Source organism: Nocardiopsis sp. M1B1, from assembly GCF_052466615.1.
On record NZ_CP196194.1, the window covers coordinates 2,157,692 to 2,180,758 of the forward strand.

The window sequence follows — 23,067 nt, forward strand, 5'->3', positions numbered from 1 at the left end:
TTGGTGGACCCGACTGCCGACACACTAACTTCTCATCGTACGCCCCCGGGGAGTGTTCGAACAGGGGAGTGCGCGACCTGTGCGTTCGCTCCGAGGCGGTTCCCGGGTTTGGTTCCGGGACGGGAGAGCACGGTTGTGACGCCTGTGCTGAGCACCCGCCTCGCACGCCCCGGGCCACTCTGGCGGGCTCACGCGTCCCACACGCATCTGCTGCCTCGTGCTGCTACCCGCTCGGGATGGTCGGGTGTCCGTGTGGCTCACGCGCCTCATGCGCACCTGGCTTTCCGTGTGCGTCTGTCTCGCGTGGTCGGGAGGCCCTGCGGGCATCTGGCGCCTCACGCTTCCCGCCCGCCCCGCGGGCCCCGGGGCGGGTCAGATCTGCTTGGCCGCCGTGACCGCGGACGCCACGAGCACCACCGCCGCGAACCACAGCGCCCCGGGCGCGCCCACCGCGCCCGCGACCCCCGCGCCCACGGCCGGGATTCCGACCTGCCCGAGCCGGTTGCCCCAGATCCGCAGCGCCAGCGCGGCCCCGCGCGAGCCCTCCGGCGCGGCCGTGGCCACCGCCGACATCGTCAGCGGCTGGCCCAGACCCAGCAGGAACCCCCCGACGGCCAGCACCGCTCCCAGCACGAACACGTTGCTGACCGGCAGGGCCACCGCAGCCATCGACAGGCCCGCGGCCCCGGCGCTGACCGCGATCAGCGTCTCGCGAGACCACCGCAGCACCAGCCGGGACAGCACCAGGCGGGACAGCAGGGAGAACCCCGCGCGCAGGCTCAGCAGGACGCCGACCGTCATCGGTGAGATGCCGCGGTTCTCGGCGACAAGCGGCAGGTAGGCGGTGAGGATGTCCACGGCCGAGAGCAGCGCGAGGCTGGCGAACAGCCCCGAGGGCAGGCCCGGCCTGCGCAGCAGTTCCCGCGCGGGGGTCCTCTCCGAGCCCTTCTCGCGCGAGGGCGCGGGCATGCGCACCCGGACGAAGGCCAGGATCGGCACCAGCCCCAGTCCGCCGATCACCGCGGCCAGGAGCAGGGCGGCGGAGGTCGCCGACAGCAGCGCGTCCCCCGAGGCGTCGGCCAGCATCGCGCCCGACAGCAGGGGGCCCACGAGCTGGCCCAGGGAGGCCGCCGCGGTGAACCACCCGAAGTCGCGGTCCAGGTTCCCCGGTGCGGCCATGCGCGCGATGAGCCCCTGACCCGCGACCATGCACAGCAGGTGGCCCATGCCCAGCACCGTGCTGGCCGCGGCGATCGCGAACAGGTCCGTGCCGTACGCCAGCAGCAGCGAGCCCGCGCCGAGCACCGCCGCGCCCAGGCCGACGATCCACGCCATGCGCCGGGACCGGTCGGTCGCACGCCCCAGCGGGACCGCCACCAGCAGGGGCAGCAGCGCGTAGGCGGCGGTGACCAGCCCGACCGCCACGGCGTCACCGCCCAGGGCGATCGTCCGGTACGAGACCAGGGGACGGGCGAGGTTGAGCGCGGTGTGGGTGCACATGACGCTCAGTAACAGCGGCCAGAGCCACGACGCCCCCCTGACGCGGCCTCTTCCCAACGTTCTCTCCCCCTCGTCCGTGTGCTCCCCGCCCGACGCCACGGCGCCCCGGGGGCTGGGGGTCCCCCGGGACGTCCGATGACGTGACCATCCGGTTCTACACGGTGCCCACCCGGCTCCCGTCGGCCGGGGTCGCGGACCGGCGCCGGTCCCGCACCCGCTTGACCGCGAAGACCGCCACCACGGCCACGAGGATGGTGTAGATGCCGACCGCGATGCCGCTGTCGAACAGGATCGACACGTCGCCCTGGCTCGCGGCCATCGCCCGGCGCAGCTCGCTCTCGGCCAGCGGCCCCAGGATGACGCCGATGAGGACCGGCGCCACGGGGATGTCGTACCTGCGCATCAGCAGACCGAGGGCGCCCACCGCGAACAGCAGGACGACGTCGAACACCGAGCCCTTGACCGAGTACACGCCCACCGTGGCGAAGACCATCAGTCCCGCGAACAGGTGGCGCTGGGGCAGGCGCAGGAGCCGCGCCCACAGCGGCGCGAAGGGCAGGTTGATCACCAGCAGCAGGAACGTGCCGATGAACATGCTGGCCAGCAGCGCCCAGACCAGGTCGCCCTCCTGCTCGAAGAGCAGGGGTCCCGGCTGCATCCCGTACTGCTGGAACGCCGCCAGCATCACGGCGGCCGTCGCGGACGTGGGCAGGCCGAGCCCGAGCAGGGGGACCATCGCGGTCGCCGTGGTCGCGTTGTTGGCCGCCTCCGGACCGGCCACGCCCTCGATCGCGCCCCGGCCGAACTCGCTGTTCCCGCGCCGCCTGGCCAGCGCCTTCTCGGTTCCGTAGGACAGGAAGGTGGGGATCTCGGCGCCGCCCGCGGGGATCACGCCGAAGGGCAGTCCCAGCGCCGTTCCCCGCAGCCAGGGCTTCCAGGAGCGGCGCAGGTCCGCGCGCCCCAGCCACGGCGTGCCCGACGCCACCAGCTGACCCGCGGCGGCCCGCTTCGGCCGGAAGCCGGTGTGCAGGACCTCGCCCACGGCCAGCAGTCCGACCGTGATCACGACGATGCTGACCCCGTCCAGCAGCTGCGGGACGCCCAGGGTCAGGCGGATGGCGCCGCTCTGGTCGTCGATGCCGACCACGCTGATCGTCAGGCCGATGCCCAGAGCGGTGATGCCCCGCAGAGGGGAGGAGGTCACGACGGCGGCGGTGCACACGAAGGCGAGGACGGCGAGCGCGAAGTACTCGGCCGGTCCGAACCCGAGCGCCAGGACCACCATGCGCTGGGCGAAGAAGGCCACCACGGTCGTGGCCACGATGCCGCCGATGAAGGAGCCGATCACCGCCGCCGCCAGCGCCTGGGAGGCCCTGCCGCCCCGCGCCATGGCGTGGCCCTCGAACGCGGTGGCGATCGACGAGCTCTGCCCGGGGGTGTTGAGCAGGATGGACGTGGTCGCGCCGCCGAACTGCCCGCCGTAGTAGATGCCCGCGAACATGATGAACGCCGCGGTCGGCTCCAGCAGGAAGGTCAGGGGGAGCAGGAGGGCGACCGCCATGGACGAGCCCAGCCCCGGCAGGACGCCCACGGCCGTGCCCAGGACCACGCCGAGGAGGCACCACAGCAGGTTGACGGGGGTCAGGGCCTCGGCGAACCCCGACATCAGGAGGGAGAAGGTGTCCACGGTGTTCACAGGACCTTTCCGAGCAGGCCGCTGGGCAGCGACACGTCCAGCAGGCCGGAGAAGCAGATCTGCACGAGCGCGGCCAGGGCCACGGCCACGCACAGGTCCAGCAGGGGTGAGCGCCGGTCCAGGGCGAAGCTGACGCCCCAGAAGAGCAGGGTGCCCGAGAGCAGCCAGCCGAGCGGTTGGAGCAGCAGGACGTGGGCGGTCAGGGTCGCGGCCATGATGCCCAGGGTGCACCAGTCGCCGTGTTCGCTCTTCGCGTCGGAGGCGTCGGTGTCGGCCTCGGCGGCCGTGGTGGGAGCGGCCACGGTCCCGGTCGTTTCGGCGGACGGGGAGCGCCGCACGGCCAGGACCGCGCGCACCCCCGCCACGCACGCCGTGACACCCAGGAGGGCGCCCACGGTCAGCGGGAAGAACTGCGGGCCCAGGAAGCCGCTGCTCTCCGGCACGCGGATCACCATGCCGCCCACGAGCAGGAAGAGGGCCGTCACCAGGGTCACCGCGGGCACGGCCAGTGCCGTGCCGAGGGTGGCGGGCGCGGGGTCGGCCGCGGGTTCCGGGGCGGCGGTGTCGGCTCCGGTCACGCCCTCGGTGGTCCCGGCCCGGTCGCCGGTCACGCTCTCGACGGTGTTCCCAGCACCGGTTCCGTTGCCGTCCCCGGCCTCGGTCCGGGCGCTGACTCGCGTCTCGCTCCCGCTCGCGGGCCCGGTGTCCGTGCCGGTCTCCGCGTCGGTCTCCGGGGACTGCACCCCGGCGGGTCTTTCTCGGGTCACGACAGTCCCAATCCCTCGATGATCTGCTCCAGGCGCGCGGTCTCCTCGGTGAGGAACGCGTCGAAGTCCTCCCCGGCGACGAACGCCTCCCGCCACCCGAAGCGCTCCACGGCCTCTCGCCACTCCGGCGTCTCGACCAGCGCGTGGACCAGGTCCAGCAGGACCTCGCGCTGGTCCTCGTCCAGCCCGCCCGGCGCGGCCAGGCCGCGCCAGTTGGCCAGGTCCAGGTCCATGCCCGCCTCGCGCAGCGTGGGGACGTCCACGCCGGACAGCGGTTCGGCGGCGGAGACCGCCAGCGCCCGCACCTCCCCGGCCTCGATCTGCGACTGGAAGCCGTTGTAGCTGGACACCGCGATGTCGGAGGTGTGCGACAGCAGGGAGGTGAGCACCTCGCCGTCGCCCGAGTAGACGATGTAGTTCAGCTCGGAGGGCGAGATCCCGAGCCCGTCGAGCATGAGCGCGGCCAGCAGGTGGTCCGAGGTGCCGATGGCGCCCCCGCCTACCACGAGGTCGCGGGGTGCCTCGGTCCAGGCCGCGGCCAGGTCCTCCAGGGTCCTCAGCGGGGAGTCCTGGCGGACCGCGACCACGATGTAGTCCTCGGCCAGCCGGGCCAGCGGCGTGATGTCGGCCAGGGTGGTCCGCGAACCGGTGATCTCGATGCCGCCCAGGATCGAGCTGCCCATCACCATGAGCACGTCGCCGCGCCCGCGCTGCTGGGCCGTGTGGTTGAGGCCCACGGTTCCGCCGCCACCGGGCAGGTTGAGCACCTCGACCCCGCTGGCCAGACCGTTCTGCTGGAGCGCGTACTGCGTCTGCCTGGCGACGGTGTCGAAGCCGCCGCCCGCCGCGGCGGGAACCACGACCTCCAGGCGCCCACCGCCCGTACCCGCTTCACGGGAGGTCTCGCCGGCGCGGACCTCCACCAGGGCACCGGCGAGGGCGACCGCTCCGATCGCACCCGCGATCGCCTCGCGTCGGCTCGGAGCCGTTATCTGCATTGCTCTCCCCCACGGATCGCGTGACCGGTGCCGAGGCCCGGTCCCTGTGTGACGTGTGCCTCGTGAGGCGGGGCACACACCTGGAGATATTGCACCAAGATGAACGCGAGTGCAATATGCGGAACCCGAGATCGGCGCTCGATACTCCTCGGAAACCTTCCGGCTCGTCCCGCCTCGGGGTGGAGTTGGCGGGCCGGTCGCGACCTGGAAGGACGCCTTCGAGCATTGGGCAGCCGCTCCCGGGGGCTGACTCCACCGGGTGTTTCCACTTTGTACTAGTCTCATTGCTAGAACAATCATGGGTGTCCGGGAACCGGCGCACCCGAGGACCAGCGTGGGGAGACGATGGACGACTCCGTGTCCACAACCGCCAGAACCGCCGCGACAGCGGTACTCAACGCGGCCGGAAGCGAGTTCCGCTACGTCGCGCTCGATCGGCTGCTCACCCCCGACGAGCTGGACCGCGCGCCCTACACGGTCCGCGTCCTGGTGGAGAACGTGGCCCGCCGGGCGCCCGAGGCCCTGCCCGCGGTGCTCGCCCGCGTGCGCTCGGGCCACGGGGACTGCGAGGTCCCCTTCCACCCCAACCGGATGATGCTGCACGACACCACGTGCCTGCCCACCCTCACCGACCTGGCCGCCCTGCGTGACACGGTCACCGAACTGGGCGGCGACGCCGCGGACGTCAACCCGGTGATCGCCACCGACCTGGTCGTGGACCACTCCGTGATCGCCGAGGCGCACGGGTCGGCCGCCGCCTTCGCCCGCAACCTCGACATCGACTTCCGCCGCAACGCCGAGCGGTACGAGTTCGTCAAGTGGGCCGAGCGCAGCGTGCGCGGCTTCCGCGTGGTCCCCCCGGGCCGGGGCATCATCCACCAGGTCAACATGGAGACCCTCGCCCGCGTGGTCTGGCGTGAGGACGGCGGCGACGGCCCCGACCTCCTGCACCCCGACGTCCTCGTGGCCACCGACAGCCACACGCCGATGATCAACGCCATCGGCGTCCTGGGCTGGGGCGTGGGCGGACTCCAGGCGCAGGCCGCCATGCTCGGCGAACCCGTGATGCTCAACTTCCCCGAGGTCGTCGGCGTCCGGCTCACCGGGGCCCTGCGGCGCGGCGTCACCGCCACCGACCTGGCGCTGACGCTGACCGAACTGCTGCGCGCGACGGGCGTCGTGGACGCGTTCGTGGAGTTCTGCGGACCGGGGATCGACGGCCTGTCCTGGTCGGCGCGCGCGGCGGTGGCGAACATGGCGCCCGAGTACGGCGCCACGTGCGCCTACTTCCCCTACGACCGCGAGGTCCGCGACTACCTGCTCCTGACCGGGCGCGAGGACGAGCACGTGGAGGCGGTGGACGCCTACATGCGCGCCCAGGGGCTGGTGCGCGGCGCGGACTCCCCGGAACCGCGCTTCGACCGGCTCGTGGAGTTCGACCTGGGCGCGGTGGAGCCCTGCCTGGCCGGGCCGCACCGCCCCGACCAGCGCGTTCCGCTGTCCCGGGTGCCCGCCTCCTTCCTGGAGACCGCGTCCGCACCGGAGAGCGCTCCTGCCCTGGAGAGCGTTCCGGTGTCGGCGAGCGCTCCTGCACCGGAGAGCGTTCCGGCGTCGGACGCGGTCCCGGTGAAGGGGGAGGACGTCTTCGGTGAGCCCCTCCCGCGCGGACCGGTGGGCATCGCCTCCATCACCAGCTGCACCAACACCGCCAACCCCGCGCTCATGATCCAGGCGGGCCTGCTCGCGGCGCGGGCCATGGAACGCGGCCTGCGCGTCAAGCCCTGGGTCAAGACCACCCTGTCCCCGGGTTCGCGGGTGGTCGTCGGCTACCTGGAGAAGGCCGGGCTGATGGAGCCCCTGGAAGCGGCCGGTTTCCACACCGTCGGTTTCGGCTGCATGACCTGCATCGGCAACTCCGGCCCCCTGGTCCCCGAACTGGAGGAGCTGGCCGGGGAGGGCCTGGAGGCCGCGGCCGTGCTGTCCGGCAACCGCAACTTCCCCGGCCGGGTCAACCCCCGCGTCTCGCACGCCTACCTGGCCTCGCCGCCCCTCGTCGTGGCCTACGCCCTGGCCGGAACGGTCCTGCACGACTTCGCCGCCGAGCCCCTGGGCCGTGACCGCGACGGGAACCCGGTGTACCTGGCGGACTTGTGGCCCGAGGACGAGGAGGTCGCGCGCGTCGCGGAGAAGGCCGTCGACCCGCGGGCCTTCCGGGAGAACGCCGCCGCGGTCTGGGAGGGCACCGAGCAGTGGCGGGCGCTGGACGCGTCCGGGAGCACGCACTTCCCCTGGAACGGGCGCTCCACCTACATCCGCAGGCCGCCCTACCTCACCGGCGTGCGCCCCGAACCCGGCAGCGAGGTCCGCGTCGAGGACGCCCGCGTCCTGCTGTGGCTGGGCGACCACGTCACCACCGACCACATCTCACCGGCCGGGGCCATCCCCCGTAACAGTCTTGCGGGCGCCTACCTGCGGGAACTGGGCACCGAACCGCGCGACCTCAACCAGTACTCCACCCGGCGCAGCAACCCCGAGGTGATGCTGCGCGGCGCCTTCACCAATCCGGCCGTGGCCAACCTGCTCCTGCCGGAGGGCGAACGCGGCCGGGGAGGGCACGCCCGCGTCCTCGACGGCTCGCGCGTGGAACCGGTCTTCCACGCCGCCGCGACCTACCGCGAGGCCGGGGTGGACCTGGTGGTCCTGGCGGGCCGGTCCTACGGGACGGGGTCGAGCCGCGACGTCGCGGCCAAGGTCCAGGCCCTGCTGGGCGTGCGGGCGGTGATCGCGGAGAGCTTCGAACGCATCCACCGCAGCAACCTCATCGGCATGGGTGTCCTGCCGCTGCTGTTCCCCGAGGGGGCCACCGCGGCCGACCTGGAACTCGACGGCGGCGAGCGGCTGACCGTCCTCGGGCTCGGCGGGATCGGCGTGGGGGTGACGCCGCTCGTCCTCAGGGTCACCGGGGCCGACGGGAGCGCGCGGGAGCACACCGTGCTGCTGCGCCTGGACTCGGGGCACGAGGTCGCCTACCTGCGGCACGGGGGCACGATGCCCTACGTGGCCCGCCGCTTCGCGGACCGCCCCGCCTGGCCCGCCTGAGACCGGACCGTCCTGGGCCGTCCCGATCGGCGGACACCTGCGTGCCCGGGGCCGTCCCGGACCGGTGAACGCCTGCGCGCTCGGCCCGCCGAACCGGGGGCGCGGCGATCCCCGGCAACGGACGTCCGCGCGCCCGGGGCCGGTCCCCGATCAGGGCCTTCTCCGGTCAGGTCCGCACGCGGGCACGCTCGGTCGCGGGGCCGCCGCCCGTCACAGCAGGGCGGGCGGCTCCGCGCCGATCCCGGTCTTGATCCACCGGACCCGGTCCAGGTGCGCGTGCAGGGCCCGGGACGCCTCCTCGATTCGCCCCTCCCTGAGCAGGTCCATCAGGAGCAGGTGCTCGCGGGCCTGGTGCACCATCCGCGTGCGGTCCACCTGGTGGCGGTACTCGATGAGCCTGCGCACCCGGTTCTGCCGACGCACCGCGTCGAGCAGGACCGGGTTGTTCGCGCACCCCACGAGCATCTCGTGGAACTCCGCCCCCGTCTGGAACAGGGTGCCGCGCGCGGACGACAGCGCCCTGCCCCGCACCAGGCCCTCCTGGCGCTCCCGGTGGAGCGCGAAGGCCTCCGCGTCCACCGCGAACCCCGGCTCCAGCAGGGCGGCGGGCTCCACGATCATCCGGAACCGGTAGCTGTGGTCGTGCCCCTCCGCGGTGGACAGCACCTCCTGGAACTCCCAGCCGCGGCCCGCCCGCCGCCGCACCAGGTCCTCGGCCTCCATCCGGACCAGGACCTGCTGCACGTGCCGGGCCGCCACCCCGTGGCGGCGCGCGATCTCCGCGGCGGTGAACTCCCGGTCGAGCCGGTCGTTGAGGAAGTCGTCCACCACGCGGAAGTACAGGTCCTCCAGCCCGTCCCGCTCCGGCACGGCGTCCACCGAGGCCAGTTCGCTGCCCGGCCTGGTGAGGAAGTACCCCCGGTTCGGGATGTGCTCCACGATCCCCATCTCGTCCAGCAGCGCCAGCGCGCGCCGGACCGGGGACCGCGACACCTGGAGCCGGTCGGCGATCCACTGCTCGGTCAGGTGCGCGCCCTCGTCCAGGCCGCCCGTCCGCGCCAGCTCGCTGATCTGGGTCGCGAGAGAGAGCGCGAGCGCGGAGGCCCGGCCGTCCCCGCGCTTCTTGGCGGCCGTCTCGACTGCTCCGGTCATGCACGTTCCCGTCGTGTGGCTGCGTTCCCTTCCTATGATGCCGGTGTTCTCCGGTCGGGGGCGCGGGCGCCCGGGGCCGGGCTTTCAGGACCGGAGTGTCAGGAGCCGCCCAGCTCCCGGACCAGTGCCTTCTCCAGCCAGGTCCGGGCCCTGGCGAGGTAGTCGCGGGCGACGGAGGTCTTGGCGCCCCAGGAGTCGAACCCGTGGGGAGCGCCGGGCTCCAGGTAGAAGGTCGTGTCCACCCCGGCGTCGCGCAGCCTGTGCGCGTACTCGCGGGACTCGTTGTGGAACAGGTCGATGTCGCCGACGCCGATCCAGGCGGGCGGCAGGCCGCTGAGGTCCTCGCGGCGTGCGGGCACGGCGTAGCGCGGGACCGCGGCCGCACCGGGTTCGGCGCCCAGGTAGGAGCGCCAGCCGAAGCGGTTGACCTCGTTGTTCCAGATGCGGTGGCGGACCCTGTCCAGGTCGCGCCGGGCGGCGGTGCGGTCGTCGAGCATGGGGCACAGCAGCCACTGGCCGACCGGTTGCGTGCCGCCCTCGTCGTGCAACCGTTGGACGAGTGCGGCGGTGAGGCCGCCGCCCGCGCTCTGGCCGCCGACCGCCACGCGCGCGGGGTCCACGCCCAGGGAGGCGGCGTTGTCCTGGAGCCAGGTCCAGGCGGCGTGGCAGTCGTCCAGGGCGGCGGGGTAGGGGTCCTCGGGGGCCATGCGGTACTCGGCGGAGACGACGGTGACGCCCAGTTCGCGGGCGGTGGCGTTGCACAGCGGGTCGTCCTGCACGGCGCGGCCCATGACCAGGCCGCCGCCGTGGATCCAGACGAGGGCGCCGTCCGAGCGCTGCTCGTCGGGGCGGTATACCCGGACGCCGGGGGCCGCCTCCTCGGGGAGTTCCATGGTGACGCCGGGCAGTTCCCGGGCGTCCAGGTCCTCCATCAGTCTGCGCGTGAGTTGCAGTGCCCAGGGGCGGTGTACGGGGATTTCCGGTGAACGGAGCAGGGGGCCGCGCAGCTCCGGTGCCACCCTCGACAGCTTCACGACAGCGGTCCTGGAACGGTGGTCGTCGGCACGGGGCCTCCCTCGGTTCGCGGGCGGGCGAGCAGGGCGTCGCGCCGTCCGCCGCCGGGCGGCGCGGATGCCGTCCGGAGCATACCGGAACGGGTTGCGGGGACGGATGCCCTGGTCGGGTGTCCGGGAGTCCGCGCCTGTGGTCCCTGGGACAGAGGAGGGGCCTGGTCCCCCGGTCGTGGTTCCGCGGAACCACGGCCCTTCCGGGAGCCTTCCCGGAAGGGCCGCCGCGTTCCCGCATTCCCTCCGCTGCCTTGTGTCCTCCACACGAGTTTCCATGTGGACTTACAGGCCTGAGCTCCGGAGCCGAGCAGGACCAGGATCAGACCCGGGAACCAGGCGGAGTCTCAGGACCCGCGATCTACGCGCTGTACTGGTACGCCGGGTAGGTCAGGTAACCCCGGTCGCCGCCCTGGTAGTAGGTCGCCTCGTCCACCGGCGCGATCGGCAGCCCGGTGCGCAGCCGCTCCACCAGGTCGGGGTTGGCGATGAACGAGCGGCCGAAGCTGATGAGGTCGGCCCCCAGCCCGAGCCAGTGGTCGGCTTCGGTCCGGCCGACCTGCTTGGGGCCCATGGGGAGCACCGGGTTCATGATGAGGGTGGTCGGCCAGGCGCGGCGCAGCTCCAGCAGCAGTTCCTCGTCGGCGGTGGCTTCGAGGTGGACGTAGGCCACCCCGATCCGGGCCAGCTCGGCCAGCAGCGCGGTGTACAGCTCGCGCACGCCCGTCTCCTCCACCCCCCAGAACCCGGCGCCGGGGGAGAGGCGGATGCCGGTGCGCTCGGGCCCCACGGCGTCGGCGGTCGCGGCGGTCGCCTCGACGGCGAACCGGATCCGGTTGGCCACCGAGCCCCCGTAGGAGTCGGTGCGCAGGTTGGCGTTGTCCGAGAGGAACTGCGAGATCAGGTAGCCGTTGGCCCCGTGCAGCTCGACCCCGTCGAACCCGGCGGCGACCGCGCGGCGTGCTGCCCGGGCGTAGGACTCGGCGTGCTCGGGCACCTCGGCCTCCTCCAGCGCACGCGGCACCGGCACCGGCTGGGGACCGCTCGGCGTGAACACGTCGCCCACGGCCGCGACGGCCGAGGGGCCGACCGGCCGCGTTCCGGTGGTCTCGGGGTGCGAGACGCGTCCGCCGTGCATGATCTGGGCGAAGATGCGGCCGCCGTTGGCGTGCACCGCCTCGGTCACCGGCTTCCAGGAGGCGACCTGCTCGTCGGTGTACAGGCCCGGCGTTCCCGGGTTGGACTGCCCCACCAGGCTCGGCTGCACCCCCTCGGAGACGATGAGCCCCGCGGTCGCGCGCTGGGCGTAGTACGCCGCCATGGACGGCGTCGCCAGTCCGCCCTCCGCGGCGCGGACACGGGTCATCGGCGCCATCACGACCCGGTTGGGCAGGTGCAGTTCGGCGAGCCGGTAGGGCTGGAAAAGGCTGGTCACGACAGGTTCTCCTCCGTGGGCGGTGTGCTCCGGTCGGGCACGTCGACTACGCTAAAACCTGACATTGATGTGAGAGGCAAGCGGCTGTGTCGCAGGTCACGGGGGAGGAAGTCGTGCGCATCGGGGAACTCGCCAGACGGACGGGTGTGAGCGTCCGGTCCCTGCGCTACTACGAGGAGCAGGGGCTGCTCAACAGCACCCGCAGCGCCAGCGGGCAGCGGCACTACACCGAGGCCGCCGTCGAGCGCGTCGCCTTCGTCCAGCGGCTGTACGCCGCCGGGCTGTCCAGCCGCACCATCGCCGAGGTGCTGCCCTGCGCCGAGGCGCCCAGCGAGCGCAACTCCGACGCGGCGATCGAGCGCATGGCCCGGGAGCGCGACCGGCTCACCGAACACATCGCCGAGCTGGTGCGCACGCGCGACGCGCTCGACGGCCTGACGGAAGCGGCCCTCGCCTACCGGGAGCGGTTCCGCTCCGGCGCCGCCGCCTGACCCGTTCCGCCGGAGAGCCCTGGCCGTGCCGACGGGAGAGGCGGGTCGGGTTCGCATTCAGGTCCGTGGTCCGAAGATCCTCGTTTGACCTGGACCGAGGTCCAAGTGCGAGGCTCGCACCATGAGTGAGCAAGAAGAGCAGTTCGGCATCGGTGAGGTCGCCGCGCGTACCGGTCTCGAACCCGACACGCTGCGGTACTTCGAGCGACAGGGGACCCTGCCCGCCCCGCGGCGTGACACCGCCGGGCGCCGTCAGTACGTCGCCGCCGATGTCGACCTGATCCGCATGCTGGTTCACCTGCGCGAGACGGGGATGCCCCTGGCCGACATCGCGCAGTTCACCGGCGCCGACGCCGAGGTCACCGACCCGTCGCGGTTGCGGCTGGAGCTGCTCACAGCGCATCGCCGTCGCGTCGAGGACCGCCGTGACGCGCTGGACCGTGCCCTTGAGGTGATCGCCCGCAAGATCGCGGACTACACCGATCAGGTAACCGACTCGCCGGAAGTCCTCGAACGACCCGACACGACGATCGCCTACAGCGTCCAGGGGGAGGGGCCGCTGCTCTTCCTCGTCGGCGCGCCGGCGGGGCGGGGCGGGTTCGCCGCTCTCGCGGACGAGCTCGCGGGGCGGTTCACCGTCGTCACCCATGATCCCCGCGGTATCGGTGCCAGTCGCGTCACACCCGGAATGGCTGCGCCCACGCCCGAAGTCCTCGCTGGAGACCTCGCCGCGCTGGTCGACACGTTCACCGGCGCCCCGGCGATCTTCGTCGGCACGAGCGGCGGTGCCGTGACCCTTCTCGAACTGGCCGAGCAGCATCCCGACCTCGTCGGATCGGCCGTGCTGCACGAGCCGCCCCTGATCACCCTCCTGGACGACGCCACCCTCGCAGATCGCGCCGCGTCGGCGTTCGCCGTCGCGACGACTGATCCTCAGCGAGCCGTGCAGGAGTTCTTCGACCTGAGCGGCGCCGCCCACCACACAGCCCCGGACCAGGTGCCTCCCACACATATCGCGTTGCCGGAGTTGCCGCCCGAAGAACTCGACAAGAACCGCTACTTCCTCGGTCAGATGGCAGGCCCCGCCGTCTTCTACGAGCCCGACATCGAGGTCCTGCGCCGAGCCGGGCTGACCGTGTGCGCCGGTTCGTTGAGCCATCACCAGATGGCGCGTCGGGCGGCTGGCGCCCTGGCCGCTCTGCTGGGTCAGCCCTTGATCGACATGCCCGGCAACCACGTGGGCGCGAGCGCGGAACCGGCGGAGTTCGCTCGCGCTCTCGTGCCGCTGCTCGGCCTCTGAGCACACGTCCCCACGGGATCGTTCGGTCGTCCTGCACTCGAATGCACGCCCGGTCCGTCAGGGCCGGGAAGCTGACGAGAAGAGAACGCCGTCGAGCATGGCGACCAGCTCCTCGGCCGCCGCGAGCGGGTCGTAGTCGGGGTGGTCCAGGTGCTCGGCCACGATCGCGTCCATGCCGCCGCCGACGATCAGCGCCGTGGTGCGCAGGTCCGGCCCCTCCGTGCCCGAGTCCGCCCCGCGTGCCCGCCGGGCGGCCGCCATCAGGTCCGCCAGGGGGCGCCAGCGCTGGCTGGAGCGGCGGTCCTCATCGCTCACCGCCGCGATGACCACCCGGGTGTGCCCCGGGTGGTCGCGCAGGTAGCCGACCATCGAGCGGATGTAGGCGGCGGGGGCCCGTTCGGCGTCGACGCTCTCCACGGCCCGGCCCACGTGCTCGACCAGGCCGCTGAGCGCGCTCTCGTGCGCCGCGCGCACCAGGGAGTCCTTGGAGCGGAAGTGGTACAGCACCGCCGCCTTGGTGATGCCCGCGGCCTCGGCGATGCGGGCCAGCGAGGTCGCCGCGTCCCCGTGTTCGGCGATGAGCCGGACCGTCACGTCGATGAGCTGCGCGCGCCTCGCCTGCTCGGTCAGGGTGGGCTTGCGGGACCCGCGCTCCCGCCTCCGCGTCTGCACTTCTGCCTGCTCGTGCCCCTGTTCGGGCTCCCGTGACCGGGGGTTCTCTCTTGTCATGACTCCAGAACTTACCGTATGGTCAGATTACTTACCAAGCGGTTAGGAGTTGTCATGCAGAAGAAGAAGCGCAGCCGGTGGATCATCGTGGCGTGCGCCGTGGTCGTCGTGGTGCTCCTCGCCGCGGTCGCCCTGCGCACGCCCTCACCGGTGGGGCACTGGCGCTCGGCCGAGGGGCGGGACGCCTTCATGCGCACCTACGAGGCCGCGATGGCCGACCTGCCCCGGCCCGACGCCGAGATCGACGTGCGCACCGACTACGGGGTCGTGCGGATGTACCGCTTCGAGGGCGAGGGCGAGGGCGAGGGCGAGGGGGACCGGGGGGAACCGCTGGTCCTGCTGCCCGGCCGGGCGGCGCCCTCGCCGGTCTGGGCGGACAACCTGCCCTCCCTGCTGGAGGTCGGGGACGTCTACACGGTCGACCTGCTGGGCGAACCCGGGATGAGCGTGCAGGAGCGGCCCATCGAGGACGACGCCGACCAGGCGGCGTGGCTGCACCAGGCCCTGGACGGCCTGCCCGAGGAGGGGTTCCACCTGGTGGGGCTGTCAATCGGCGGCTGGACGGCGACCAACCTGGCCGTCCGCGAACCCTCGCTGGTGGCCTCGGTGACGCTGGTCGACCCGGTGTTCGTCTTCGACGACATGCCCATGGAGGCGATCCTGCGCTCCCTGCCCGCCTCGCTGCCCTGGTTGCCGCGCTCCTGGCGCGACGGCTTCAACTCCTGGACCGCGGGCGGCGCTCCGGTGGAGGACGTTCCGGTCGCCCGGATGATCGAGTCCGCCATGCAGAACTACGCGCTCAAGCTGCCCCAGCCGGGCAGGATCAGCGAGGAGGCCCTCACGGACCTGGACGTGCCCGTGCTGGCGTTCGTCGCCGGACGGTCGGTGATGCACGATCCCGACACCGCCGCGGCCACCGCCGAGCGCGCCCTGCCCCACGGCACGGTGGAGGTCTACCCGGAGGCCTCGCACGCGATCAACGGCGAGTACCCCGAGGAGCTGGCCGCCGACATCGCCGCCTTCCTGGACGAGGCGGACCGGACCTGAACCGGGCGATGACCGGACTCGGGACAGGCGTCGACCTGTCCTGAAGTCCGGCGATGACCGGCCCGGGGGCAGGCGTCGACCGGTCCCGGAGCCAGCGGCGCGCTTGTCCGGGACCGATCGCGGGCACCACACGGACATGCCCGAACGCACCGAGGACGGACGCTACGTCGTGGTCTCCGGCCGACGTTGGCGCGCGAGCGACCCGCAACTGCCGGAACCGGTACGCGAGCGCCTGGTGAGACACCTGATGTCCGCGCGCAGGGACGTGGCCGCCGCGCTGCGCGCCGGGGACCCGGACGCCGAAGGGCGTGCGCGCGCACGCGTGGCCCTGGCCAAGGAGGGCCTGGGCGAGCGTGGAACGCCCTGGTGGGAGATGCCGGAGGCCGACCGCCGCCACCGCTGGGAGGGCGCGCTGCGCCGCCTGGACCCCTGAGGGGCCGCAGCCCGGAAGGCCTTCGTAGCAGGAGGCGAACCCGCCGCCCTCCGATGCCGGGGTGCCGCGGCGTCCGCGCGGGTCGAGCGGACCGCCGCGCCCGGAACCGGAGCGCCGAACGCCCTCCCCGCCGTGCTTACCCCCGGACGGCGGCCCGGTGCGGTTACGGGCCCGTGGACCCGTGCACGCCCGGGTGGGCGGGGTCCCTCCGGGCGTGCACGGAGGCCCCGGCCGGCGGGGAGGTCCGCCGGCCGGGGCCTTTCGTGCCCCGGTCACGGTGCGGGTGCGGGTCCGGGGACCGAACCGTGGCGGGCGCCTCGGTCGCGTCAGCGCACCCGGCCCGTGGCGCCGGTTACGGCGTGACCCGCTGGCCCCCGAAGGTCACGACCAGGGTGCCGTCGGCGGAGTAGGACCAGTCCAGGCCGCCGTCGTAGGAGGAGCACCGCGACCCGTTCGAGCCGGACCAGAACTGGTTGGAGCTGTCGGCGTTGCCGATGATCCGGTCGTTGGAACCGCTGTCGCACGAGGTGTTGCCGCGGAACACCGAGGAGCCGTCGTCGAAGTTGAAGTTGCGCTCCTCGTTGCCGATGCTGACGTTGTCCGACACCGTCATCGAGCCCGGGTTGCTGTTGTAGGTGAACCCGTGCTTGCCGTTGTCGTAGGCGATGTTGCCCCTGATGACGTGGTCGACCCCGATGTCCTCGCCGCCGAGCTTGAAGCCGTTGCGGTCGCCGTTCCCGGCCTGGGAGCCGTCGCTGAGGATGCCGTTCTCGTAGGCCAGGGAGTCCTCGATGGTCACGGTGCCGATGGGACCGGTGTCGTCCTTGGTGTAGAGGTCCCAGCCGTCGTCGATGTTGTTGTGGGCCACGGCGTAGCGGAAGACGTTGCCGGGGCCGGAGGTGAGCTTGGCGGCGAAGCCGTCGGCGTCCTCACCGTCGGAGTCGGCGTTGTCGTGCGACTCCGCGCTCAGGATGAGGTTGTGGGCGGGCCAGTCGCTCTCGGGGGTGCTGGAGACGCGGCGCGAGAGCTGGAGGCCGGTGTCGCGGTTGAAGCGGGTCACCGTGCGCTCGATGACGTTGTGGCTGCCGCTGACGAAGATGCCGTTGTCCCCGGCGTGCTCGACGACGATGCCCTCGATGTGCCAGTAGGACGCCTCCAGCGCCAGGCCGCGGTTGGTGGAGTCCTCGCTCTGGGCGGAGAAGTTCAGCACCGGGGTCTCACCCGGGTAGGCGGACAGCTCCGTGCGGTCGCCGGAGGTGCCGTCCTCGCCCAGCGGGATGGTGACCGTGTCCGAGAAGGAGTAGGTCCCGCCGCGCATGTGGATCGTCCCGCCGGGCTCGATCCGGTCGATGGCCGAGGTGAGCGTGGTGGGGTCGGACTCGGTGCCGTCAGCGCCCGCGCTGCCGCCCGGGGCCACGTACAGCGCGTCCGAGGTCGGCGGGTTGCCGTCGTCGCCGCCCCCGTCGTCGCCGCCTCCGTCATCGCCTCCGCCATCGTCGCCGCCGCTGGTCTCCACGTCGAGGTAGTCGACGTTGGGCATGCCCTGGGAGCCGGTCGGGTCGAACCGGATCGTGTTGGCGCCCTCGTCCAGTTGGACGGTGAGCGTCTTGGTCGCCCACTCGTCCCAGTCGCCGGTGCCCTCGAAGGAGACCGAAGCCGCCCGGGAGCCGTTCACGAGGACGTCGGCCGGGCGGGCGGAGGAGGTGCCGTTGGCGAAGTGCACGGTCAGCGTGGCCGTTCCCGAGACGGATGCGTTCACGCTGAACTGCACGTGGGCGCCCTCCTCGTTCTCGGTGTCGCAGAACCCGTCGCCGGAGTAGCCCGGCCACTCGGTCTCGATGCTGCCGTTGCAGGAGGCGGAGGAGCCCTCGGCCTCGTAGCGGGTGGTGGCGGCGTGCGCCGCGGTGCCGGAAAGCGTGACGAGCGTGCCTGCCAGGAGGGCGGCGCACGCGAGGGCGGGTCTGGTCTTCATCGTTCGTCTCCAGGGGGGTTGGTGCGTCTGACCATTGGGACGGTGAACGGAAAGGACGGGAGTGCGGGAAGGGACGGAAGGGGCTGGGGGACGGGGACTTCGCGGGTGCGGTCGGCGCGGCACAGCCGGTGCTGTGGGGTCGGTGCGGCGCGGTAAGTGCGGCGCGGTCGGTCATGGGATGGTGCGGCCACGGGGGCGACCGTGCCGGTGGAACGGTGGCGCCCGTAGTTCGGAAAGCGCTTTCAAACGAGAAGTTAAGTGTTTGTTCTCAGCGCGTCAACGGTCTTGTTCTCCATGTGTTTTCGTGTTAATGGCGCGAAGTCCTTCCTGCTCGGAGCGGTGTTCACTTTCTCGGAAGTGCTCTGCGTCAGCCTCCGTGGCTCTTGGTCGCGGCGTCGGCGTCGCGCGGGCGGCGCGTTGAGGCGTCCGTTTATGTGTCCGGTGGGGAAGAAGGGGCGCGAGTGACGGAGGGTGTTTCGACTGTGTTCGCGCTACGCGCTTCGCGAGGGCAGTGACCTGGACGGACGGCCTCGTCGGAGACGCCGAACCAGGTGATACGGAAAGCCCTTACCAGGACATTGGTGAACGCTGGCGCGCTTCGTCGTCAGGCGGCGTGCAAGCGGATCTCCGAAGCGTTCATCGGAGTTCCGCAGGCAGGACGCAGGGCGCAATGTGCGAGGTGCGAGGTGCGAGGTGCGCGTATGAGGTCAGCGACCCACGTGACGGGTGGTGCACAGCGGGGAAGGCGCGCTGCCGAGGTCGGGCTGCGCCTGGTGGAGGCGGTCCGCCCTGAACGCCCGCCGGGCCCCGCACGGCCCCGTGGCGGTCCCGGCGAGGCGGTCTGTTCACCGGTTTCGCCGTCACTTCGCGCGGGCGGAGCCGTGGCCGTTTCCCAAGGCGGTCAATGTGCCTTTCCGGGGCTTCCGGGACTCAGGGGGTTACCGGGGAGTCCGGGTCCCCGGGGCCGCTGAGGCGTAACGGGTCCCCGGGGCTTCTGTCAGACCGGAGGTGTCCGTGGCCGCTGGGGTCTCCGGGACTTCCGGGGCGTCCCGGGCCTCTGAAATCGAGGGTGCCCGGGGCTTACGGGGTCTCCGGGACTCCCGGGGGCGCCCCGGGCCTCTGAAACTGAGGATGTCCGGGGCTCTTGAGGCTTGCGGGGCTCCCGGGAGACCGAAACGAAGGGTGTTCGGCGCCTACGGGGCCTCTGGGGCTCCCGGGGGCTCATCGGCGCCCGGGGTCTCCGCGACCCGCCACGTGCGCAGGCGTCCGCACATCCCGAACGCCCGGGGCCCCGGCCTCGGCTCGGTACGCACCACGGCGGCCTCCCGCATGATCCCCGGGTCGCCCCCGGCCAGCGCCGCGAGCTGCTCCCGGGTGCGCTCCACCTCCCGTTCCACGCCCTCGCGCCAGATCTCCCGCCACTCCCGCACGCGCGGCCGCACCACCTCCGCCGCGAGCCGGTGGAACTCCTCCAGCGCCCCCGCGCCCTCCTCCCGGACCGACGCGACCAGTTCCCAGTAGCCCCGCAGGGCCAGGTCGCGCCGGGCCCGCGCCCGCTCCGCGCGCAGCTCCTCCGACCCCTCCTCGGGCAGGGCCGCCGCGGCGGCGTAGGCCGCGGGGTCGGCCAGCACCTCACGGGGGAAGGTGAACACCGCGTCGCCCGCCTCGGGCAGGCCCGCGTTCTGCATGACCACGGTGATCTCCAGCCCGCCGGAGTTCACCAGCCGGTGCACCGTGCCCGGGGCGAACCACAGCACGGCGCCGACCGCGAGCGGGTCGGCCGCGACGCCCCCCGGGGTGACCGTGTGCACCTCGCCCCGGCCCGCGACCACCACGTAGGCCTCCGACGATGCGGTGTGGACGTGGGGCGTGCCGCCGTGCAGGCCGTCGGGCGCCTCCCAGTCGTAGACCCGCAGGCCGCTGACGGCGGTGCCGCCGGGGAAACGGGGCGTGTTCACGGCGTGTCCTCCCCGGGCGCGTACTCCCGCGCGAGCGCACCGGCCTCGTCGGCGGCGCACACCCGGTCGACGAACACCAGGCGGTGGCGCAGGCTCAGGGTGCGGTCCGGTTCCAGGACGATCTCCTCGTCGAAGGAGGGGGAGGGGCTGAACACGGGGAAGGGCTCGGTCCGCACGAACCACCTGATCGGGACGGCGGCGCTCGTGGTCCCGGCGTAGGCCAGGACGGTCGCGCCCCCGTCGATCTCGTCGTGCTGGCCGCTGAAGGCGATCCAGTTCGCCTCAGTGCCCATGACGTCGGCGCCGGTGAGGCCGGTCGCGCTGACCACGTCGCCGCCGGTCCACGACCGGGGGCCGCGCCAGAAGAGCCCGGTGTAGCCCGCGGCGGCGCGGCCGTGGGTGGTGGGGCTGCCCAGTTCGAGGGTCTTCCCGCGCACGTTGGTCAGCGAGGTCGCGAAGTCCAGCGCCCAGATGCCCCGTTCGCGGTCCGCCGAGTGGAACCGGTGGGTGCGCACCTCGGCGATCCACCGCTCGCCGTCCGAACTCGTCCAGGCCAGGCGCTCGGTGACCGAGACGCCGTCGCCGTCGCGGGCGACGGAGGTGAACCCCTCGTGGCCGATGGCGCCGTTGTCGCCCAGCCACCGGTAGCCCTCGCCGCGGACGAAGGTCGGCCCTCCCCAGAAGTTCTGTCCCGAGACGTGGGACCAGGTCATCTGGAGGCCCTTGTGCCACCGGTGGTCCCACGGCCGGAACGCGGTCAGCGGCGCGCCGCTGAGGGTGCGCAGGGGGTGCAGGTAGGGCTTGGGGGACTCGGTGGCGGGGGAGTCGGGGCGCAGCACGTAGCGCGCGATCTCGATCCCGCCCACCGCCACGGTGAGAGCGTCGTCGCCTTCGGTCAGGGTGGGGGTCTCAGACACCTGTGGTCTCCTCCGTTCTGGTGAGGACGGCCGCGGCGGTGACCGCGTCGCCCCCGTGCATCGCGTGGTAGAAGCCGTCGTCGGGGGTCAGGTCCCGCCGCCGTACCGTCGTGCCGGTCAGGGCCGACCGGTACATGCCCGCGACGAGTTCGAGCGCGCGCCGCCCGTCGGGGCCGCTGGCGCGGGGCCGCTCCCCGCGTTCCATCGCGTCGAGCAGCGCGGCGAGCTGGGCCCGGTGCGAACTCGGCTCGTCCTCCACCGGCGGCCAGGACGCGACCGCGTCGGCGTCGCGCACGTGCGGCGCGGGGGTCCAGCGCCAGTGCGCGTTGTCGTAGCCGTAGAGGTGCTCCAGCTCGACCGTGGCGTGCTCGAAGTCGAAGCGCAGGTAGCTGGTCTCGCGGGGGGAGAGCAGGCTGTTGGCCACGGAGACGGTCGCGCCCGACTCCAGGCGCACGATCGCCATCGACACGTCCTCGGTCTCGGTGGACCGTGCGGTCGTGGACATCACGGCCGTGACCTCGGACCAGTCGCCGAGCAGGGAGAGCATGAGGTCCATCTGGTGGATGCCGTGGCCCATGCTCGGGCCGCCGCCCTCGGTCGCCCAGCGTCCGCGCCAGGGGACCTCGAAGTAGTCCGGGGCGCGGAACCAGAGGGTGTTGCACACGCCGACGAGCGGACGGCCGAGCGTTCCCTCGGCCAGGTGGCGGCGCAGGCGCTCGGCGCCGGAGCCGAAACGGTGCTGGAACACGTAGCTGACGAAGGGCCCGCGCTCGCCCCCTTCGTGGGCACCGACCTCGTCGTACTCGGCCAGGGACAGCGCCGGCGGCTTCTCGCACCACACCCAGCACCCGGCGTCCAGGGCCGTGGTCACCGCGTCCTTGTGCGCGACGGGCGGCGTGCACACGATCACCAGGTCGGGGGACTCGGCGCGCAGCAGGGCGTCGAGGCCGGTGTAGCGGCCGGGAACGCCCCACTCGTCGGCGGTCGCGGCCACGCGGGACGCGTCGAGGTCGGCCAACGCGACCACCTCGACCCTGTCCCCCAGGGCGGCGAGCGCGGGCAGGTGCCTGCCCCGGGTGATGCCGCCGCTTCCGACGACGGCTACGCGAATCGGTGGTCTGGGACTCGGCACTGGCACACCCCTCGGATCACGAACCCATGGTGAACGTTCACTTTCTGCGGCCGGGTCTAAAATAGTGATCGTTCACATCCACCGTCAAGACCGACGCGGTCAAGACCGGTCCCGCCGACGGACGCCGCCGACGGGCCCCGCCCCAGGAGGAGCCGATGGCCGAGCCCGAACCGCCCAGGCGCCGACCGACCATCATGGAGGTCGCCCGCCTGGCGGGCGTCTCCCACCAGACCGTCTCGCGCTACCTGCGCTTCGAGGGCGGGCTCAAGGAGGCGACCCGCGAACGCGTGGACGCCGCGATCCGGGAGCTCAACTACCGCCCCAACCTGGTGGCCCGGTCGATGCGCACGCGCCGGACCGGGCGCCTGGCGATCCTCCTGCCCGGCGTTCCCGGCGCCAGTCCGAGCCGGTTGCTGGCCGGGGCCATCGCGACGGCCCACGCGGAGGGGTTCGTCGTCGAGGCGGTGAGCGTGGACGGCGGGGTCGGGGCCCGTACCGAGCGCATGCTCGAACTCGCCGGATCGGGCCAGGTGGAGGGCGTCCTGTCCCTGGCCCCCGTCGCCCCCGACAGCCTCCGGGACGCGGGCGAGGGCGCCTCCGTGGTCGTCTCCGCCGACTACGACGACGAGATGCGCGGTCTGGGCGAGATCGCCGACGGTTCGGTCGTCGCCGATCTCGTCGAGGGGCTGGCCAAGGCAGGGCACCGGCGCTTCCTGCACGTGTCCGGCCCCCTCCAGTACGCCTCGGCGCGGGGGCGCAGGCGGACCTACCTGGAGGCGGTCGAACGCCTGGGGCTGGAGTCCCACGGCGTGTTCGACGGCGACTGGACGGCCGAGTCCGGCGCCGAGGCCGTGCGCTCCCTGCCCGAGGACAGCGGGGTCAGCGCCGTCATCGCGGGCAACGACGTGGTCGCGGCGGGCGCGGTCCGCGCGGCGATGGAGCGCGGGTGGAGCGTGCCGGGCGACCTGAGCGTGACGGGGTGGGACAACAACCCGGTGGGCGCCTACCTGTCGCCCTCGCTCACCACGGTCGACGTGGATCTCGAACGGCTGGGCGTCAACGCCATGCGCCGCCTGGTCGCGGCCGTGCGGGGCACTGCGGCGGAGGTCGGGCGCGAGCCGCTCAACACGATCCTGTGGCGCGAGTCCACCGGCCCGGGCCCCTGGCGCTGACGGCGGGCCCGCCCGGGCCTCCGCGCCCCTCGCGTTCCTCGCATCCCTCGCGCCTTCGTGTCCCTCGCGTCCTCGTAGCTTCGTGTCCCCCGCGTGCCTCGGGCACCGGGGGCGACACGGAGGCGCCGGGCCCGGACCGTCCAGCGCCCCGCACGTGCGACTGTGCGATGTGACACCGCGCAGGTAACGGCGTATGACGTGCGTG

Annotated in this window: 18 protein-coding genes; 6 read left to right on the forward strand and 12 right to left on the reverse strand. The window is 72.8% G+C overall.

Translation table 11 applies throughout. From position 1 onward, the window contains the following. Window positions 1–372 precede the first annotated feature (372 nt). The 4 genes from ACSTA4_RS09285 to ACSTA4_RS09300 form a co-directional block, all read right to left on the reverse strand. Window positions 373–1,500 carry an MFS transporter gene (locus ACSTA4_RS09285; protein ID WP_444963176.1) on the reverse strand — a complete coding sequence of 376 codons (1,128 nt, stop codon included), beginning with the start codon at window positions 1,498–1,500 and terminating at the stop codon, window positions 373–375. A 154-nt stretch (window positions 1,501–1,654) separates the two neighbouring features. Further along, entirely contained in the window at window positions 1,655–3,187 is a 1,533-nt protein-coding gene (locus tag ACSTA4_RS09290; protein ID WP_444964133.1) for a tripartite tricarboxylate transporter permease, read from the reverse strand. A gap of 5 nt (window positions 3,188–3,192) precedes the next feature. Next, window positions 3,193–3,963, reverse strand: a complete 771-nt coding sequence (locus ACSTA4_RS09295; RefSeq protein ID WP_444963177.1) for a tripartite tricarboxylate transporter TctB family protein — start codon at window positions 3,961–3,963, stop codon at window positions 3,193–3,195. Further along, window positions 3,960–4,961 carry a Bug family tripartite tricarboxylate transporter substrate binding protein gene (locus ACSTA4_RS09300; protein ID WP_444963178.1) on the reverse strand — a complete coding sequence of 334 codons (1,002 nt, stop codon included), beginning with the start codon at window positions 4,959–4,961 and terminating at the stop codon, window positions 3,960–3,962. Before ACSTA4_RS09300 ends, ACSTA4_RS09295 begins: the two co-directional genes overlap by 4 nt. Before the next feature lie 345 nt (window positions 4,962–5,306). On the opposite strand from ACSTA4_RS09300, the gene acnA reads away from it, so the two are divergent. Next, on the forward strand, window positions 5,307–8,060 hold the full coding sequence (gene acnA / locus ACSTA4_RS09305; RefSeq protein ID WP_444963179.1) for an aconitate hydratase AcnA: 2,754 nt from the start codon (window positions 5,307–5,309) through the stop codon (window positions 8,058–8,060). A 210-nt stretch (window positions 8,061–8,270) separates the two neighbouring features. Here acnA and ACSTA4_RS09310 read toward each other — a convergent pair whose 3' ends face one another. The 3 genes from ACSTA4_RS09310 to ACSTA4_RS09320 form a co-directional block, all read right to left on the reverse strand. Then, window positions 8,271–9,212 (reverse strand): GntR family transcriptional regulator, encoded by a 942-nt coding sequence (locus ACSTA4_RS09310; protein ID WP_444963180.1) that lies wholly within the window; start codon window positions 9,210–9,212, stop codon window positions 8,271–8,273. Between the two features lie 98 nt (window positions 9,213–9,310). Next, window positions 9,311–10,246, reverse strand: a complete 936-nt coding sequence (locus ACSTA4_RS09315; protein WP_444963181.1) for an alpha/beta hydrolase — start codon at window positions 10,244–10,246, stop codon at window positions 9,311–9,313. A 391-nt stretch (window positions 10,247–10,637) separates the two neighbouring features. Next, window positions 10,638–11,711: an alkene reductase gene (locus tag ACSTA4_RS09320; RefSeq protein WP_444963182.1), complete on the reverse strand. Its 1,074-nt coding sequence runs from the start codon at window positions 11,709–11,711 to the stop codon at window positions 10,638–10,640. Window positions 11,712–11,824: 113 nt separating this feature from the next. Here ACSTA4_RS09320 and ACSTA4_RS09325 point away from each other — a divergent pair, with 113 nt between their 5' ends. Next, a complete protein-coding gene (locus tag ACSTA4_RS09325; protein WP_444964134.1) occupies window positions 11,825–12,202 on the forward strand; it encodes a MerR family transcriptional regulator in 378 nt (125 codons plus the stop codon). A gap of 121 nt (window positions 12,203–12,323) precedes the next feature. Continuing rightward, window positions 12,324–13,502 carry an alpha/beta fold hydrolase gene (locus tag ACSTA4_RS09330; protein ID WP_444963183.1) on the forward strand — a complete coding sequence of 393 codons (1,179 nt, stop codon included), beginning with the start codon at window positions 12,324–12,326 and terminating at the stop codon, window positions 13,500–13,502. Window positions 13,503–13,559: 57 nt separating this feature from the next. Here the strand turns inward: ACSTA4_RS09330 and ACSTA4_RS09335 are convergent, their stop codons facing one another. Continuing rightward, window positions 13,560–14,231: a TetR/AcrR family transcriptional regulator gene (locus ACSTA4_RS09335; RefSeq protein ID WP_444963184.1), complete on the reverse strand. Its 672-nt coding sequence runs from the start codon at window positions 14,229–14,231 to the stop codon at window positions 13,560–13,562. A 54-nt stretch (window positions 14,232–14,285) separates the two neighbouring features. Between ACSTA4_RS09335 and ACSTA4_RS09340 the strand changes: the two genes are divergently transcribed. Both ACSTA4_RS09340 and ACSTA4_RS09345 read left to right on the forward strand, forming a co-directional pair. Then, a complete protein-coding gene (locus tag ACSTA4_RS09340) occupies window positions 14,286–15,278 on the forward strand; it encodes an alpha/beta fold hydrolase (RefSeq protein ID WP_444963185.1) in 993 nt (330 codons plus the stop codon). Between the two features lie 136 nt (window positions 15,279–15,414). Beyond that, window positions 15,415–15,711 carry a hypothetical protein gene (locus tag ACSTA4_RS09345; RefSeq protein WP_444963186.1) on the forward strand — a complete coding sequence of 99 codons (297 nt, stop codon included), beginning with the start codon at window positions 15,415–15,417 and terminating at the stop codon, window positions 15,709–15,711. A 352-nt stretch (window positions 15,712–16,063) separates the two neighbouring features. On the opposite strand, the gene ACSTA4_RS09350 is transcribed toward ACSTA4_RS09345, so the two are convergent. The 4 genes from ACSTA4_RS09350 to ACSTA4_RS09365 form a co-directional block, all read right to left on the reverse strand. Then, window positions 16,064–17,683 (reverse strand): CBM35 domain-containing protein, encoded by a 1,620-nt coding sequence (locus ACSTA4_RS09350; protein ID WP_444963187.1) that lies wholly within the window; start codon window positions 17,681–17,683, stop codon window positions 16,064–16,066. Between the two features lie 1,193 nt (window positions 17,684–18,876). After that, window positions 18,877–19,641, reverse strand: coding sequence for a cupin domain-containing protein (locus tag ACSTA4_RS09355; RefSeq protein ID WP_444963188.1), 765 nt, complete (start codon window positions 19,639–19,641; stop codon window positions 18,877–18,879). Further along, the gene (locus ACSTA4_RS09360; protein WP_444963189.1) at window positions 19,638–20,558 is read right to left on the reverse strand and encodes a PmoA family protein; all 921 of its coding nucleotides are present in this window, start codon (window positions 20,556–20,558) and stop codon (window positions 19,638–19,640) included. Before ACSTA4_RS09360 ends, ACSTA4_RS09355 begins: the two co-directional genes overlap by 4 nt. Beyond that, complete coding sequence (locus ACSTA4_RS09365) at window positions 20,551–21,690, reverse strand: Gfo/Idh/MocA family protein (RefSeq protein WP_444963190.1); 1,140 nt, start codon at window positions 21,688–21,690, stop codon at window positions 20,551–20,553. The genes ACSTA4_RS09360 and ACSTA4_RS09365 overlap by 8 nt, the downstream gene beginning before the upstream one ends. Window positions 21,691–21,845: 155 nt before the next feature. Between ACSTA4_RS09365 and ACSTA4_RS09370 the strand changes: the two genes are divergently transcribed. Continuing rightward, window positions 21,846–22,862, forward strand: coding sequence for a LacI family DNA-binding transcriptional regulator (locus tag ACSTA4_RS09370; protein ID WP_444963191.1), 1,017 nt, complete (start codon window positions 21,846–21,848; stop codon window positions 22,860–22,862). Window positions 22,863–23,067: the final 205 nt, after the last annotated feature.